This is a genomic window from Pseudonocardia tropica (assembly GCF_040105315.1).
Lineage (GTDB): Bacteria > Actinomycetota > Actinomycetes > Mycobacteriales > Pseudonocardiaceae > Pseudonocardia > Pseudonocardia alni.
On record NZ_JBEDNP010000001.1, the window covers coordinates 300,451 to 315,561 of the forward strand.

General features: G+C 73.7%; 16 protein-coding genes. 9 read left to right on the plus strand and 7 right to left on the minus strand.

The features are described 5' to 3' along the window. Window positions 1-53: 53 nt before the first annotated feature. From WHI96_RS01455 to WHI96_RS01465, 3 genes are read left to right on the plus strand one after another with little or no spacing between them, the layout of a single operon-like run. Window positions 54-962 (plus strand): hypothetical protein, encoded by a 909-nt coding sequence (locus WHI96_RS01455; RefSeq protein ID WP_208818742.1) that lies wholly within the window; start codon window positions 54-56, stop codon window positions 960-962. Between the two features lie 14 nt (window positions 963-976). After that, window positions 977-1,924, plus strand: a complete 948-nt coding sequence (gene pheA, locus WHI96_RS01460) for a prephenate dehydratase (RefSeq protein WP_345648088.1) — start codon at window positions 977-979, stop codon at window positions 1,922-1,924. Further along, window positions 1,921-2,667: a histidine phosphatase family protein gene (locus WHI96_RS01465; protein ID WP_345648091.1), complete on the plus strand. Its 747-nt coding sequence runs from the start codon at window positions 1,921-1,923 to the stop codon at window positions 2,665-2,667. The genes pheA and WHI96_RS01465 overlap by 4 nt, the downstream gene beginning before the upstream one ends. 3 nt (window positions 2,668-2,670) lie before the next feature. On the opposite strand, the gene WHI96_RS01470 is transcribed toward WHI96_RS01465, so the two are convergent. Beyond that, window positions 2,671-3,021 carry a metallopeptidase family protein gene (locus WHI96_RS01470; RefSeq protein ID WP_345648094.1) on the minus strand — a complete coding sequence of 117 codons (351 nt, stop codon included), beginning with the start codon at window positions 3,019-3,021 and terminating at the stop codon, window positions 2,671-2,673. A 1-nt stretch (window position 3,022) separates the two neighbouring features. Next, window positions 3,023-4,291, minus strand: a complete 1,269-nt coding sequence (locus WHI96_RS01475; protein WP_345648097.1) for a septum formation family protein — start codon at window positions 4,289-4,291, stop codon at window positions 3,023-3,025. 242 nt (window positions 4,292-4,533) lie between these two features. Between WHI96_RS01475 and WHI96_RS01480 the strand changes: the two genes are divergently transcribed. Genes WHI96_RS01480 through WHI96_RS01490 form a run of 3 tightly spaced genes read left to right on the plus strand, consistent with a single transcriptional unit; the run spans window position 4,534 to window position 6,983 of the window. After that, window positions 4,534-5,307 (plus strand): hypothetical protein, encoded by a 774-nt coding sequence (locus WHI96_RS01480; protein WP_345648100.1) that lies wholly within the window; start codon window positions 4,534-4,536, stop codon window positions 5,305-5,307. Between the two features lie 3 nt (window positions 5,308-5,310). After that, a complete protein-coding gene (locus tag WHI96_RS01485; protein WP_345648103.1) occupies window positions 5,311-6,477 on the plus strand; it encodes a glutathionylspermidine synthase family protein in 1,167 nt (388 codons plus the stop codon). Between the two features lie 53 nt (window positions 6,478-6,530). Next, window positions 6,531-6,983 (plus strand): DUF350 domain-containing protein, encoded by a 453-nt coding sequence (locus WHI96_RS01490; protein WP_083474448.1) that lies wholly within the window; start codon window positions 6,531-6,533, stop codon window positions 6,981-6,983. A 20-nt stretch (window positions 6,984-7,003) separates the two neighbouring features. Here the strand turns inward: WHI96_RS01490 and WHI96_RS01495 are convergent, their stop codons facing one another. After that, window positions 7,004-8,128, minus strand: a complete 1,125-nt coding sequence (locus tag WHI96_RS01495) for a nucleotide disphospho-sugar-binding domain-containing protein (RefSeq protein ID WP_345648106.1) — start codon at window positions 8,126-8,128, stop codon at window positions 7,004-7,006. A gap of 66 nt (window positions 8,129-8,194) precedes the next feature. Here WHI96_RS01495 and WHI96_RS01500 point away from each other — a divergent pair, with 66 nt between their 5' ends. From WHI96_RS01500 to WHI96_RS01510, 3 genes are all read left to right on the plus strand, one after another. Beyond that, entirely contained in the window at window positions 8,195-9,034 is an 840-nt protein-coding gene (locus WHI96_RS01500) for an HAD family hydrolase (protein ID WP_345648109.1), read from the plus strand. A 156-nt stretch (window positions 9,035-9,190) separates the two neighbouring features. Then, on the plus strand, window positions 9,191-9,772 hold the full coding sequence (locus WHI96_RS01505) for a phosphatase PAP2 family protein (protein ID WP_345648112.1): 582 nt from the start codon (window positions 9,191-9,193) through the stop codon (window positions 9,770-9,772). A gap of 187 nt (window positions 9,773-9,959) precedes the next feature. Continuing rightward, a complete protein-coding gene (locus WHI96_RS01510; protein ID WP_244325898.1) occupies window positions 9,960-10,850 on the plus strand; it encodes a decaprenyl-phosphate phosphoribosyltransferase in 891 nt (296 codons plus the stop codon). A 42-nt stretch (window positions 10,851-10,892) separates the two neighbouring features. Here WHI96_RS01510 and WHI96_RS01515 read toward each other — a convergent pair whose 3' ends face one another. The 4 genes from WHI96_RS01515 to WHI96_RS01530 all read right to left on the minus strand — a co-directional run bounded on the left by WHI96_RS01515 (window position 10,893) and on the right by WHI96_RS01530 (window position 15,044). Further along, window positions 10,893-11,837 (minus strand): NAD-dependent epimerase/dehydratase family protein, encoded by a 945-nt coding sequence (locus WHI96_RS01515; RefSeq protein ID WP_345648114.1) that lies wholly within the window; start codon window positions 11,835-11,837, stop codon window positions 10,893-10,895. 30 nt (window positions 11,838-11,867) lie between these two features. Then, window positions 11,868-13,829 (minus strand): DUF6541 family protein, encoded by a 1,962-nt coding sequence (locus WHI96_RS01520; RefSeq protein WP_345648566.1) that lies wholly within the window; start codon window positions 13,827-13,829, stop codon window positions 11,868-11,870. Between the two features lie 73 nt (window positions 13,830-13,902). After that, on the minus strand, window positions 13,903-14,349 hold the full coding sequence (locus tag WHI96_RS01525) for a DUF2304 domain-containing protein (protein ID WP_345648117.1): 447 nt from the start codon (window positions 14,347-14,349) through the stop codon (window positions 13,903-13,905). Window positions 14,350-14,366: 17 nt separating this feature from the next. After that, window positions 14,367-15,044 (minus strand): glycosyltransferase family 2 protein, encoded by a 678-nt coding sequence (locus WHI96_RS01530; RefSeq protein ID WP_345648120.1) that lies wholly within the window; start codon window positions 15,042-15,044, stop codon window positions 14,367-14,369. Window positions 15,045-15,111: the final 67 nt, after the last annotated feature.

Sequence of the window (15,111 nt, forward strand, 5' to 3'; positions counted from 1 at the left end):
GCAACCCCCGTTGATGGGTCGCCGTGACCCGACCGTTAGCGTCTGTCGACGTGATGACCGTGCCCTCGGGTTCCTCAGCCGACCCGTGGCCGATCCGTCCGCTGCTCGCCGCGCTGGTCGACGACACCAGCCTGCTGCAGCCGAGGACCGTCGCACCGGGCGTCGACGCCGTCGTGTCGCGCTATCTCGCCGCCCGCGACGGCCACTACGGAGGCCTCGTCGGACGGCTGGTCTGCCCCGCGTCGCAGCTGCCCGCCGTCGTCACCGAGCTCGCCCGTTCCGCGCCGAGCCGGCCGGCGGAGCTGGCCCTCGTCGTCGACACCGGGCTGGGTGCGGTGCCGAAGGCGCTGTCGACCGTGTTCTCCCGCTCCAGCCTGCTCACCCCGAGCACCGTCGAGTGCGCCGCACCGCCGGACGTCGACGGCATCTGGCTCGAGCGCGTCTCGGAGTTCGTGCCGGACGAGGTGACCCCGGTCGTGGAGCCGCGCCGCCCCGTCGAGGGGGACGCCGACGGCACGCTCGCCTGGCTCGCCGCCGTCCGCAAGGTCGCCGAGCACGGCTGCACCCCGAAGATCCGCCTCGGCGGGCCGCGCGCCTCCGACGTGCCGGAGATCGTGGACGTGCACAAGTTCCTGCTGGCCGGCCTGGAGAGCGGCACCGGCGGGATCTCGGCCCAGGGCATCGACCGGATCGTCCGCGAGGACCCGTCCGCGTCGACGCCCCGCGGCCGCCACGGCCTGCTGAACCTGATCGCCGCCGTCGCGCGGATGACCGGGGTCAGCGCCTCGCCCGACCCGGCCGAGGATGCCCTGGCCTGCACCGACGGCGAGAAGCTGGCCCGGGAGCTCGACGAGCTGCCCGAGGCCGCCGTCGAGCAGGTCCGCACCGTCCTGCCGCGCTGCGGCGTCGACCCGGAGCCGGTCCCGATCGCCGACCTCGTCGCCCTCGGGCTGCTGGACTGATCAGGACGGATCGGATGCGGATCGGATTCCTGGGGCCGCACGCCACGTTCACCGAGCAGGCCCTGCTGACCCTGCCCGAGTCGCGTGGCGCGGAGCTCGTGCCGCTGCCCGGCGCCCCCGCGGTGCTGGCGGCCGTCCGCGACGGCTCCGTCGACGCCGGCTGCGTGCCGATCGAGAACACCGTCGAGGGCGCCGTCCCGCCGGTGCTCGACGGGCTCGTCGCCGACCCGCCGCTGGTGATCGCCCGTGAGGCCCGGATCGCGGTCCGGTTCTGCCTGATGGGCCGCCCGGGCACCATGCGTGACGCGATCCGCTCGGTCGCCTCCCACGGCCACGGCATCGCCCAGACCCGCGGCTGGCTCGCCGAGCACCTGCCGGCCGCCGAGGTCCGGGTCAGCTCCTCCACCGCGGAGGCCGCGGCCCAGGCCGCCCGGGGCGAGGTCGACGCCGCCGTCGCCGCTCCGCTCGCGGCCTCGCAGCACGGCCTGGAGGTGCTGGCCGACGACATCGCCGACAACGTGGGCGCCGTCACCCGCTTCGTGCTGCTGACCCGCCCCGGCCCGCCGCCGGCGCCGACCGGCTGGGACCGCACCACCCTCGCCGCGACGACGACGAACCGCCCCGGCACCCTGCTCGGCCTGCTCACCGAGGTCGCCGTCCGCGGCATCGACCTGACCCGGATCGAGTCCCGCCCGGTGAAGGGCCGCCACGCCGAGTACTGGTTCCACCTCGACTGCTCGGGTCACGTCGCCGACCCGGCGATGGGGGAGGCCCTGGCCGCGCTGCACCGTCGCTGCGACCGGCTGATCTACCTCGGGTCGTTCCCGCGATCCGATCCCGCACCGGACGCCTCGGCGGCCGGTGTGGGGAGCCCGGTGGCGGCGCTCGGTGTCGCCACCGCCGACGACTACGCCGCGTCCGAGCGCTGGCTCGCCGCGGTCCGACGGGGAGCCGACACGTGAGCCACCAGACCGACGACGAGCACGATGGCGCGGCCTCCTTCGCGGCCGTCGGCACCGGCACCCGGACCGCGCAGGTCCCGCCGGACGACGGCGCGCTGCGCCTGGTGCTGGTCCGGCACGGCCGTACCCCGTCGAACGTGCGGCACCGCCTCGACACCGCGCTGCCGGGCCCCGGGCTGGACGAGCTGGGTCACGCGCAGGCCGGGGAGGTCGCCGGGCTGCTCGCCGGATGGCCCGTACGGGGCCTGTACGCGTCACGGGCGACCCGGGCGCAGGAGACCGCCACCCCGATCGGCCGTGCGCTCGGACGCGGGGTGGGGCTGCTCCAGGGCCTGCACGAGGTGTTCGTCGGGGACCTCGAGGGCCAGGAGGGCGACGACGCCCGCGCCGCGTTCGACGAGGTCTTCGAGGCCTGGTGGGACGGTGACGTCGACCGCGCGATGCCCGGCGGCGAGTCCGCCCGCGACGTGTGGGACCGGGCGCTGCCCGACCTCGCCGCGGTGACCTCCGGCGTGGCGGAGGGGGCGGTCGTCGTCGTCAGCCACGGGGCGGCGATCCGGATCCTGTCGCTGGCGCTGCTCGGCGGGCACGACGGCTCCGGACCCGGCCACCCCGACGTCACCTACGGCCGCGAGCGCCCGGTCCCCAACACCGGCCGGGTCGTGCTGCGTCGCGACCCCGGCGGCTGGGTCCCGGAGCTGTGGGACGCGATGCCCGGCGGGCGGCGCGCCACCCACCGGTAGGGGTCAGCCCCAGCCGAGCTCGTGCAGCTTCTCCTCGGTGATGCCGAAGTGGTGCGCGATCTCGTGGACGACGGTGATCGCGACCTCGTCGACGACCTGCTCCTCGTCCTCGCAGAAGTCGAGGACGGCGTCGCGGTACACGGTGATCCGGTCCGGCAGCTCGCCCGCGTAGTCCGCGGTGCGCTCGGTCAGCGCGACGCCCTCGTAGAGCCCGAGCAGGTCCGGCTCGTCGGGGTGGCGCGGCTCCACCAGCACGACGACGTTGTCCATCGCCGCGGCGAGCTCGGTGGGCACGAGGTCGAGCGCCTCGCCGACCAGTTCGTCGAACCGGTCGGCGGGCATCGCCACCGGCACGTCAGTTGCCCGACAGCCCGGGCAGGCCGGGCGGGATGTCCAGGTCCGGCTGCCCGGCGCCGCTGTCGGGTGCGGCGGGCTGCTCGGCGTCGGGCTGCTCGACCGGGGCCTGCGAGCCCGGCGCCGGGGTGGCCGCTCCGTCGGCCGGGGCGCCGCCCGGCGCGGCGGGGGCACCGGGCGCGGACGGCGCCGCGGCGGCGGGCTGCCCGGAGACGACGAGATCGCCCTTCACCGAGCCGGTGATCGAGGCGAAGCCGCTGTTGTCCGGCAGCAGGGTGCCGATGTTGCAGTTGACCTTGCGGCTACCGGCCTTCCAGGACTCCTCGGAGAGGTTGCCCCAGTAGACGGTGAGGCCCTTGGCGCCGATCACGGTGTCGTTGCCGGCGAACGTGTTCGCGGCCGTGGTGCAGGCGGGCTGGAGGAACGTGTCCTGGTCCTCGACGGTCGGCCAGTCGCCCGTGAACTCGCTGCCCAGGTCGACCAGCCCGACGGCCTCGACGGCGTGCGGCCCGGCGCAGTCGGTCGGGTCGCCGACGGTGCGTCCGTCGATGGCCAGGCAGGTGCCCACCGGCTGGACCGCCGACTGGTCCTGCGCGGCGACCTTGCCGGTGATCGGGGACATCTCCCCGCTGCGCGAGGCCATCTGCAGGCCGCAGCGCATGCCCTTGTCACCGCCGTCCCAACGCTGCTGCGACGGCTTGAGCGCGCCCACCCGGAACTTCCCGTCCGGGTCGAACTTGCCGTTCAGGTACGTCGTGACCACCGGGGTGCAGCGCTCGGCGACGAGCTTCTGCCAGGTCTCGTCGGCCGGGAACGCCGGCTGGTCGGCCAGCGCGACCCGACCCGCCTGCTCGAACAGGTGCGGCCGGGCGCAGTCGACGGCGGCGGTGTCGGTCGCGTCGGAGCGGGTCCAGTTCAGGCAGGTGCCCGCGGTGTCCGGCGGGGGCGGCAGCGGCGGGGGCTCCTCCACCTTCGGCACCCCGGAGGACGCGAACGAGCCCAGCACCGGCACCTCGGCGCCGAGCAGTGAGTCGACCGACGCGACGGCCAGCATGAGCAGTGCGCCGACCAGGATCCCGATGCCCACCCGCCGGGCTCCACGCAGGCCGCCCCGCCCGGCCGCACCGTCGGCGGGACCCCGCCTGCGGGTCGGCACCACCGGGGTGGCCGAGGGCCGGGACAGCACCGAGGTCGTGCCCTGCCCGCCGTGGACGGCGGTGCGGCCGGTCGCGTCGGGCCGGTCGGAGCCGGCGGGGGAGCGGGAATCCATGACGTCCCCATCATGCAGCCGGGGTCGGCGTGGCTTCACCCGGCCGGAGCCCCGGCGCGGCGGTCGGTCGGCCGGATGCTGTGAACGTGCAGGTCCGCCCGGTGCGACGGGGTGCCGCGACCACTCGTCCGCGCGGACGTGGGCGAAACGCAGCCGAATCGTCATCCGGGAACGGCCGGTGGTCGTCGGCCGGTCCCGGTACGGTGCGCGCGGGGGACGGGAGTGACGATGGGGGACCAGCGATGACCGACGGACCGCGCGCCGGCGGCGGCCCGGACGACAGCACGCCGCCCGCCGGTACGCCGAGGGCGGCACCGGGCGGCGCGACACCGCAGCCGCCGGAGCCGCAGTCGACGACGCCGACACCGCAGACCGACGGACCGGCGACGGCGCCGTGGGCGAACGCGCCCGCCGAGCAGCCCGCCGAGGCCCCGCGCGGCCGGATCCGGCAGCAGGACGGCAGCACCACGCCCCGCGAGCCCACGCTCGCCGAGAAGCGCGCCCGCGAGCAGAAGCTGCGCGCGGACCGCGAGGCGGTGCGGCTCAAGGAGGCCCGCTCGAAGACCACGAAGCGGGTGCTGATCGGCGCCGGCGCGACCGTCGGCGTCGTCGCCCTGATCGCGGCCGTGTACGCCGGGTCCGGCGGCGGCAGCGAGTCGGTCGAGGCGCGCTGCGTCGACGACCAGGGCGTCGTCGTGCCGGACGAGAACTGCAGCGGTACCGAGCGCCAGGGCCAGGTCGCCAGCGGGGGCGGCGGCTTCGCCTTCGTGCCGATCTTCCTGGGCGGCAACGGCCGCCAGTACCACTACAACTACGGCGGCACCGGCGGCGTCGGTCAGGTCGCGACCGGGGGGAACGTGTCCCCGCCGCCGAGCGGCACCACCGTCCGCAGCGGCACGACCGGTTCGACGATCGGCTCGGCGAACCGCAGCGGAACGATCTCCCGGGGCGGTCTCGGCGTGGGCGGCGGGTCGTCGTCCTCCTCGGGCGGGTCCGGCTCGTCCAGCGGGAGCTGAGGCGTGCGACGCGAACGCGGCACCCCCCGCCCGGACTGGCAGCGCACCGTGGCCGAGCAGGGCCTGGTCTTCGGCACCCCCGGCCGGGACGGCTCGGGCAACGAGCGGCCCTACTGGGACGAGTCGGTGCACTACGTCTTCGAGATGGACGAGGTCCTGTCCCTCGAGGCCGACGTCGAGGTGCTCCAGTCGATGTGCCTGTCGGCGGTCGACCACGTGGTCACCACCGAGCGGTTCCGGGACTTCGCGCTGCCCGAGTGGTGCTGGGAGCAGGTCGCGCAGTCCTGGCGCCGCTCCGACCCGCACCTCTACGGCCGCTTCGACCTCCGCTACGACGGCTCCGGCCCGGCCAAGCTGCTCGAGTACAACGCGGACACCCCCACCTCGCTGCTGGAGGCCTCGATCCTGCAGTGGCACTGGCTGTCCGACGTCCACCCGGGCGACGACCAGTGGAACTCCCTGCACGAGAAGCTCGTCGAACGCTGGGGCGAGCTGAAGGGTCTGCTGCCGTCGTCGGAGGTGCACGTCACCTGGTCCGGAGCCGAGTCCACCGGCGAGGACCACATCACCGTCGGCTACCTGCAGGAGACCGCCGCCGAGGCGGGCCTCGACACCGTCGGACTGTCCATCGAGGACATCGGCTGGGACTCCGCACTGGACCGCTTCGTCGACCTCGAGGAAGCTCCGATGTCGACGGTGTTCAAGCTCTACCCCTGGGAGTGGATGCTGTCCGACGAGTTCGGCAAGCACGTCACCCGCAGCCTGCCCGAGACGCTGTGGCTCGAACCGCTGTGGAAGACCCTGCTGTCGAACAAGGCGCTGCTCGCGGTGCTCTGGGAGATGTACCCCGGGCACCCGAACCTGCTGCCCGCCTCGCTCGGCAACCCCGGCATCCTCACCGAGTACGTCCGCAAGCCCCTGCTGGGCCGCGAGGGCGCCAACATCCAGATCGTCGCCCCCGGCCACGAGACCGCCACCGGCGGCGTCTACGGCGACGAGGGCTTCGTCTACCAGATGTTCGACCCGCTGCCCGAGTTCGACGGGTTCCGTCCCTGCCTGGGCGCCTGGCTGGTCGGTGACACCGCCGCCGGGCTCGGCATCCGCGAGACCGCCGGCCTGATCACCGACGACGGCGCGGCCTTCGTGCCGCACCGCATCCCCGAGTCCTGACCCCTGTTCCCGCACCAGTTCCTGCACACCCCCGCTCCCCGGAGGTACCTCCCGTGATCCTCGCCCAGGCGTTCGACGCCACGTACTGGGGCTTCCTCGGCCGCGGTGTCGGCGCGATCCTGCTCTACGCCGTGATCGGCACCCTGCTCATGCTGGTCGGCTTCTGGGCCATCGACCTCACCACGCCGGGCAAGCTCCCGGCGATGGTCCGCGGCGGCCTGCCGAACGCGGTCACGATCACCTCGGCCGGGATGCTGTCGATGGCGTTCATCATCGTCACCGCGATCTACGGCTCGTACGGCTCGCTGCTGCAGGGCGTCGTGTCGTCGCTGGTGTTCGGCCTGATCGGGATCATCGCCCAGGTCGCCGCGGTGCGGCTGCTGGAGTGGGTGACCGGCATCGACATCGGCGAGGTCATCCAGTCCGACGAGCCGCGGGCGGTGGCGAAGGTCGTCGCGGCCGCGCACGTCGCGCTCGGTCTGATCGTCGCGGTCGCCGTCTTCTAGACCCTCGGTCCCGGCGCCGCTCAGGCCAGGGCGGTCAGCACCTCGACCCTGGCCTGCGGCGTCGGCATCGCGGCGATCTCGGCGCGGACGTCGCGGGCGGCGGCCGCGAGCTCGCCGTCGTGCAGCAGCCTGCGCAGGGTGTCGGCGGTGAACGGGCCGCCCAGCCCCGCGCCGCGGGCGGCGACCAGCTCGGCGTTGTGCCGCCGGTCGCCGGGCCCGGGCAGCGCGAGCTGCGGGACGCCCGCGGCGAGCGCGGCCAGCACGTGCGCGGCGCTGCCGTCGTGCAGCACCGCCGCGCAGGCGGGCAGCAGCTCGTCCAGCGGGACCCGCCCGACGGTGCGCACCCCCGGCCCGTGGTGGCGCAGCAGCCGCGCCGGGGGACGGACGAGCACGAGCTCGCAGTCCGTGCCGTCGGCGCGGACGCCCGGCAGCGCGCGCACCGCGGAGGACTGCAGGTCCCCGCGCACCGGTCCGCCGCCGCGCAGCACCAGCACCCGCGGGCGGACCGAGGGGCCGCTCAGCCAGGCGGGCAGCGAGGACCGGCCCGGGCCGCGGGCCCGTCCCGGCCGCACGGCCAGCGCGTCGCGCGCCCCGACCAGGCTCGACGGGGCGATGGTCAGCGCGATCGCCGGTGGCGGGACCCCGCGCAGCCCGTGCCGCAGCCGGGCACGCTGCAGCGGGCGGGAGTCCAGCAGCGTGCGGACCAGCGCGAACCCGTCGAGCAGACCGTTCTCGTGCAGCACCGCCGGGACGTCGTGCCGGGCGGCCGCGAGCGCCCCCGCGACCGCCAGGGGCTCGTACACCACGACGTCGGGCCGCCACTGCTCGGCGACGGTCACCAGCGCGTCGGTCAGCTCCTCGTTCACCGGGCCGAACAGCGAGCGCACCCCGGCGTCGCCGCCGCGCCCGGCCAGCTCGGCCCGCGCGGTCACCGGGTGCGCGACGAGCGAACGCGCGGCCAGCCTGCCCACCCGCAGGCTGCGGGCGACGTCGATGAACGGCAGCGGACCCGCCCCGGGGAGCGGGTGCGCGTCGCCGCCGCCGGCGAGCAGCACCTCGTGCCCGGAGTCCCAGAGCGCGTGGGCGAGCGGCAACAGTGGTGTCAGGTGCCCCGACAGCGGGGCCGCCACCACCAGAACGCGCACCGTTCGAGGGTAACCGCCACGCGGTCGTCCGGGGGCGGTCTCCGCGCGGTTCCGTACGCTCTGGGTGTGATCGTCGAGAACGCGCCCCGGCTCGTCGCCACCGACGTCGACGGGACCCTCCTCGACGACGGCGGCGCGGTCACCCCGCGCACCGTCGCCGTGCTGGAGCGGGCGGTCGTCGCCGGCGCCGGCTTCGTGCTGGTCACCGGCCGCCCGCCGCGCTGGATCCCGCCGGTGCTCGCGCGGCTGCCCGAGGGACTGGTGCGGCTGTGCGTGTGCGCGAACGGCGCGGTGCTCTACGACGCCGCCGACGACGTCGTGCTCGGCGCGCACACCCTGGAGCCCGCCACGATCCGCGAGCTCGCCGGCCTCGCCGCGGAGCTGTTCCCCGGCTGCGGGTTCGGCGTCGAGCGCGTCGGGAACGCCGAGGGCGACGACGGCGTGCGGGGCGTCGTCGACGAGTTCCTCACCGACCCCGGCTACGTACACGCCTGGGGCGAGCACGACGGCGGCTCCACCAGCCGCGAGGACCTGCTCGGCCGCCCGGCGACGAAGGTGCTGATCCGCTCCCCGGAGCTGACCAGCGAGCAGATGATGGACGCGCTCGCACCGAAGGCCGGCGGGCTGGCCGACCTGACGTTCTCGCACTCGTCGGGGCTGCTGGAGGCCTCCGCCCCCGGGGTCACCAAGGCGACCGGCCTGGCCGAGGTCGCCCGTCGTCTCGGGGTGACCGCGGCGGACACCGTGGCGTTCGGCGACATGCCCAACGACCGGGAGATGCTGCGCTGGGCCGGGCTCGGCGTCGCGATGGGCAACGCCCACCCGGACCTGGTCGGGCTCGCCGACGAGGTGACGGCACCGCACACCCACGACGGGCTCGCCGAGATCCTGGAGCGCTGGTTCTGAGCGCACCCGGCGCCGTTCACCCGCCCGTCGACGAGTGGTCATGCCCGGTCCCACGGGCCGCCCCGACCCGGCCCACGACACCGCCCGCGCGTACCATCACCGGCTGTCATCGCCCGCGAGCCGGGTGCCAGCGCCCGCGCCAGGAGGCCCCCACCCGTGGCTGACACGGCAGACACCCTGGACCGTTCCGGTCCGCAACCGCCCGCCGACGTCCCGCCCACCGGCGAGGTCGCCGTGCTGGCGTCCGTGCAGGGCGCTCTCGGATGCGACGCCACCGTGCGGGTCGCCCGCGGGATGTCGCTGTTCGGCGAGCACGCCGCGGGCTGGCTGGCGATCGGCGTGGTGGGTGCCGCGCTGGACCGCCCCCGCCGTCGCGAGTGGCTCGGCTCCGCCGCGGCCGTCGCGTTGGCGCACGGCGCCTCGATCGGGATCAAGCGCGTCGTCCGGCGCCGCCGCCCCGACCACCCCGCGGTCCGGGTCCTGGTGGGCACCCCGAGCCGGCTGAGCTTCCCGTCCTCGCACGCCACGTCCACCACCGCCGCCGCCGTGCTCTACGGCGGCCTGCTGGGCAGGCGCTCCCGCCCGGTGGCCGTGGCGGGTGTGGGCCTGATGGCGCTGTCGCGCCTGGTCCTCGGCGTGCACTACCCGACCGACGTCGCCACCGGCACCGCGCTCGGCGCGGCCGTCGCCGGTACCGCGCGTCGCGTGATCTCACGCAACCCCACCACCGGAGGGTGAGCGCATGACCAGCACCGACCCCACGAAGGTCGACCGCGACGACTCCGAGAAGGAGAAGGTCGCCCGGGCCGCCGACCCGCAGACCCCCGTCGTCCCGGACGCCCCCGACGACGCAGGCGCCCCCGAGGGCCACGAGGCCGACGCGGCCCCGGCCGCCGTCGCCGCCGAGCCCGCCCCGCACGTGCCGATGGACCCGTCCGAGCGCACCACCACGATGGTCGCCCGCGGCCTGCTCAAGACGATGCGCCCCCGCCAGTGGGTGAAGAACGTCCTGGTCTTCGCCGCGCCGTTCGTCAGCGGCCAGCTGTTCGACGTGCCGGTCCTGATCGACTGCGTGATCGCGTTCGTCGCGTTCTCGCTGGCCGCGTCCGGTGTCTACCTGGTCAACGACGCCCTCGACGTCGAGGCCGACCGGGCGCACCCGACCAAGCGGCGCCGCCCGATCGCGTCCGGCATCGTCCCGGTGCCGCTGGCCTTCGTCGCGGCGGGCGTGCTGTTCGCCGGGTCGATCGCGCTGTCGTTCGCGGTGACCTGGCAGCTGATCATCGTGCTCGCCGTCTACGTGGCGGTGCAGCTGTCCTACTGCCTGTGGCTCAAGCACCAGCCGGTGCTCGACATCTGCATCGTCGCCTCCGGCTTCCTGATGCGCTCCATCGCCGGTGGTGTGGCCACCGGCATCCCGCTGTCGCAGTGGTTCCTGCTGGTCACCGGGTTCGGCTCGCTGTTCATGGTCGCCGGCAAGCGCTACGCCGAGATCAACCTCGCCGAGCGCACCGGGGCCAAGATCCGCAAGTCGCTGGAGAACTACACGGCGTCCTACCTGCGCTACATCTGGTCGCTCTCGGCCACCGTCATGATCGTCATGTACGGGCTGTGGGCGTTCGAGATCCGCGAGGACCACAACTCGGTGTGGTCGGTGCTGTCGATCGTGCCGTTCGTGATCGCGGTGCTGCGCTACTCGGTGGACGTCGACCGGGGCACCGGCGGCGAGCCCGAGGAGATCGCGCTCGGCGACCGGGCGCTGCAGGTCCTGGCGCTGGCCTGGATCGCGATGCTCACCCTGGCCGTCTACAGCTGACGTCGCCCACCCCGGGCCCGTGGTGTGTCGGTGCCCGGTGTCTCAGCGCCCGGTGTGCCAGGCCCAGGTGTGCGCGAGGCCCTCGGCGAGCGGGGTCGGCGCGGGCAGACCGAGCGCGGCGATCCCGCGCGACGGGTCGAGGCAGCTGCGGCGCAGCTCCCCGGCCCGGGCCGGGCGGAACTCCGGCGCGAACGCCTCCGGGGCGAGACCGGCGATCTCCCCGATCGTCGCGGCCAGCTCGACGACCGTGGACTCGGTGCCGGTGCCGACGTTGAACACCTCGCCGGCCAGCTCCCCGGCCGCGAGCCGGTCGGCGGAGGCGAGCGCCGCCCGGGCGACGTCGCCGACGTAGAGGAAGTCGCGGGTCTGGCCGCCGTCGCCGAACACGGTCGGCCGCAGCCCGGTGCGGGCCCGGTCGCAGAACAGCGAGACGACCCCGGCCCCGCCCGCCGGGTGCTGGCGCGGCCCGTAGACGTTCGCGAAGCGCAGCACCAGCGCCGGGAGGCCGTGCGCCCGCACGAAGAACCGGGTGTAGCGCTCCGCGGCGAGCTTGCTCATCCCGTACGGCGACTCCGGCTCGGCCGGCTCCGCCTCGGTCGTCGGCAGGGGTGCGCCGTCGCCGTAGATGGCGCCGCCGGTGGAACAGACGACGACCGCGCCCGCGCCCGCGTCCCGAGCCGCCTGCAGCACGCTCAGCGTGCCGAGGACGTTGACCGAGGCGTCGTGCACCGGGTCCTCCATCGAGCGGCGTACGTCGATCTGGGCGGCCAGGTGGAACACCGCGTCCGGGCGGTACTCCGCGGCCAGCGCGGTGAGCGCGGCGGTGTCGCGGATGTCGAGCTCGGCCACCGTGACGCCCGGGGCGAGGTTGTCCCGGGTCCCGGCGGAGAGGTCGTCGACGACGAGGACGTCGTCGCCGCGGGTGAGCAGGGACTCGACCAGGGTGGAGCCGATGAAGCCGGCTCCGCCGGTGACGAGCGCGCGCATGGCATCCCTCTCGAATGGGGCCAGTGGTCCTCAGGGTAGTGAGTCGAGGCTCAGTCGATAGACTGAGACCGGGCCGCTCTGAAACTGCTTCGTGAGTCCCGGCAGCTGCGTGACGTCCAAATCTTCAAGGCCAGGTGGAACCGTGAAGGGGCCGGGATCGGAGACCCAACCGTAGGGCGAGCCGCCCGCCCCGATCCCGGGTGGTGCATCGTCAACGTATACCCAGGCGACGTCGAGCTCGCGGAGCATGCTCCGAATGTCGGCACGCTCCGGATAGTCGCGGAACGACGCGAGAAGCGGGATCGACCAAGGGACCGATCCGGTGCCGAGTGACGTGGTGTTGACAACCGGGATCCCGGCCTGCACGTACAGAAGTGTCGACCCGTCGTTCGCGGAGTTCATGACTCGTTGACCCGGGGCGACGCGACTGCGTAGGAAGTCGATCGCAGCCGCGTCGTGTGTGTCGAACCGCCGGAACTCCGGCTCGCCGTACCTCTCGGCAACGCTGATCGTGTTCGTTCGTGCGCCACTGCTGACGGGTGCGGCGACCAGGGCGGCAGCGGCGGCGAGAACGAGTGCGGGTACGAGGATGGTGGTCCGCAGGGCGACGGGTAGGTGGCGGCGCGTCACCCGGACCACGGCGGCGGAGGACAACACGACGGCGATCGCCGCCAGCGTCGGTACGAACAATGCCGTATGTGCCCAAACCCGCTGCAGCGCGTTGTAGAACAGTCCTGTCACGGACGCTTCGGGTCCGATGCCGGGGCTCAGCATCATCGCGAAGACGATCGCGCTCCAGGTCGCCCATGCGGCGACCACGCCGACGCCCCGACGTGCGCGAGCAACGAGGAACACCCCGACGAGCACCAACGCGGTCAGTCCTGCCTGGCCGGTGAGTCGACCGTTGTCCAGGTAGCCACCGTAGGAGAGTCCGATGGTGCTGCCGAGTGCTTGCGCGAAACCGGTCGCCCCCGTGTCCGGGGGAAATCCTGCGATACCTCCGACGGTGGAGGTGCTACTGAGTAGTAGCGGCAGGATCCCGATCGCCGCCACCGCCCCGGCGCCCAGCAGGACGGGTAGCAGTCGCACCAGACGACGACGCCCGTGGCGATCGAGGAGATCCCCGCACAACCAGGCGACGAGGCTGACCGCGACCGTCGCCACCGCGCTGGGGTGGGTTGTGACCAGCCCGGCGCAGGCGAAACCCAGGACGACGGCGATCGCGCTCCTCGACCGCTCCGCGGGCGCAGCCAGGAACGCGGCGAGTAGTCCCGGTGCGAGCGCCAGGGTCACGGCGTTCGGATAGACGCCGCCGTCGTGCATGAGCTGGAACGTCGGTCGATAGAGGGCTGGGGCGATCACTGCGCCGACCCCTCCGGCCAGTGAGGAAACCTGGGCACCACAACCGAGTTGACGCGCCGTCACCACGGAGAGGGCACATACGCCGATAACGAAACCGACCGCCAGATAGGTGATCGTGAACGCATTCAGCGCCGCACTGGGATCGGCACCCGCTCCGGCGAGGAGGGCTGGGCCCAGATGCCCGCCTGCCGGATAGGTGGAGACCGGCCCGCCTGTCAGGAGATCGACCGGCTGGACCTGCCACGGCGCAGCGCGCCCGGTCCGGCCGATGTAGGCCACCAGGAGTTGGTGAGTGATCATGTCGTGTTCCTGGGCCACCGTCGACAGCCCGCGGAACCCGCGCAGCCAGGTTCGCACAGCGAGTGCGAGTCCTACGACCACCATGAGGATCGAACACAGCGCAGCGAACGACGGCTTCGCCAATGCGATCTCGAACGGCCGTCCCCTGAAGTACCGAGACGTCGCGCCGCCGAGGCCGACCACCACGATGACCACCCCGACCGTGGCCGGGGTGAACGCGACGTGGAGTGCCCCGGCGAGGGTCGCGATCGCCCCCAGTAGCCCGATCGTCACGGCCGGGCCGGCTGCAATCGTGACGAGCACGGACCGGACCCCGACAGCCCGGGCCAGGGAGCATGCCGGGCCCGAACCCGAGCAGGATCGAGCTGACGAGCAGGACGAGGTCGTTCACGCCCCTACTCCGTCACTGTCCCTCTGGTGCGGTACTCGGGGCAGCCGCGGGGAGGGCGACAGCTCCTGTCGACGGGTGCACTGCCTGCTGCTCCAGCGCGGTCAGCCGCTGCTCGAGGTCGTTCTCCCGCCGGGTCAGCTCCGCGTCCCGGACGGCGATCTGGCGGGCCAGGTTCGTCAGGTGCTGGCTGATCTCGCGGTCCCGCAGGTAGGTGTTCAGCATGCCGAACACGAACGCGACGACGAGCAGGTAGACCAGCAGGTCCGTGCCGCGGCCGATGCCCACCGCCCGGGCCAGGTAGGTGAGGTCGTCGGGCCGCAGGACCGCGTAGATGTTCAGCACGATGAATGCGCCGAAGGCGATCCGCTTGCTCGCCCGCACGCCGACGCTCTGCCCGCTGCGCACGAAGTAGACGAGCGCGCCTACCGCGGCGACCAGGAGCAGGATCTGCAGGATCACGGTGTTCGCCTCCTGGGTCATCGCTGCCGTACCGACAGGTCGAACAGGATGTTCACCCCGTTGAACAGCGACTGGCCCTTGGATCGTGAGTACTCGGTGTAGCGGATCGTGACGGGGACCTCGCGGATCCGCCACGACGACCGGGCCAGCGACGCGACGATCTCCGACGCGTGCGCCATCCCGTTCATGGTGATCCGCAGGTCCTCCGCGACCGCCCGGTTCATGGCCCGCAGCCCGTTGTGGGCGTCGGTGAGCTTGAGCTTGCGGCTGGCCGGAGATAGCGCCGCGACGGTGCGCAGCACCAGCCGCTTGAGCGGCGGGACCGGCTCGGTCGACTCCAGGAAGCGCGACCCGAGGACGACGTCGGCCTCGCCGCTGCGCAGGATCGCGGCCATCCGGACGGCGTCGGCGACGTCGTGCTGGCCGTCGGCGTCGAAGGTGACGATCCGCTCGGCGCCGCGGAGCAGGGCGTAGATGATCCCGGTCTGCAGCGACGCGCCCTGCCCGAGGTTGATCGGGTGCCGCACCAGGTGCGCCTCGGTGCCGGCGATGCGTTCGGCTGAGGAGTCCCGGCTGCCGTCGTCGACGCACACGACGTTCGGGAAGCTCGTGCGGATCTCCGCGACGACGTCGGCGATGACGGTGTCCTCGTTGTACACGGGGACCACCACCCAGGTGCCGGTGTCGGCGACCACGTCCCACTCCCTCGTCACTGCCGGGCGACCGTTCACAGCCGTCGCACAGAGGCTATCGCTCCGGTGC

What these genes read in the sequence shown, in the direction of transcription:
- WHI96_RS01455 (WP_208818742.1), top strand. Translation starts at nt 54, where the DNA reads ATGACCGTGCCCTCGGGTTCCTCAGCCGACCCGTGGCCGATCCGTCCG.
- pheA (WP_345648088.1), top strand. Translation starts at nt 977, where the DNA reads ATGCGGATCGGATTCCTGGGGCCGCACGCCACGTTCACCGAGCAGGCC.
- WHI96_RS01475 (WP_345648097.1), bottom strand. Translation starts at nt 4,291, where the DNA reads ATGGATTCCCGCTCCCCCGCCGGCTCCGACCGGCCCGACGCGACCGGC.
- WHI96_RS01480 (WP_345648100.1), top strand. Translation starts at nt 4,534, where the DNA reads ATGACCGACGGACCGCGCGCCGGCGGCGGCCCGGACGACAGCACGCCG.
- WHI96_RS01510 (WP_244325898.1), top strand. Translation starts at nt 9,960, where the DNA reads ATGGACCCGTCCGAGCGCACCACCACGATGGTCGCCCGCGGCCTGCTC.
- WHI96_RS01515 (WP_345648114.1), bottom strand. Translation starts at nt 11,837, where the DNA reads ATGCGCGCGCTCGTCACCGGCGGAGCCGGCTTCATCGGCTCCACCCTG.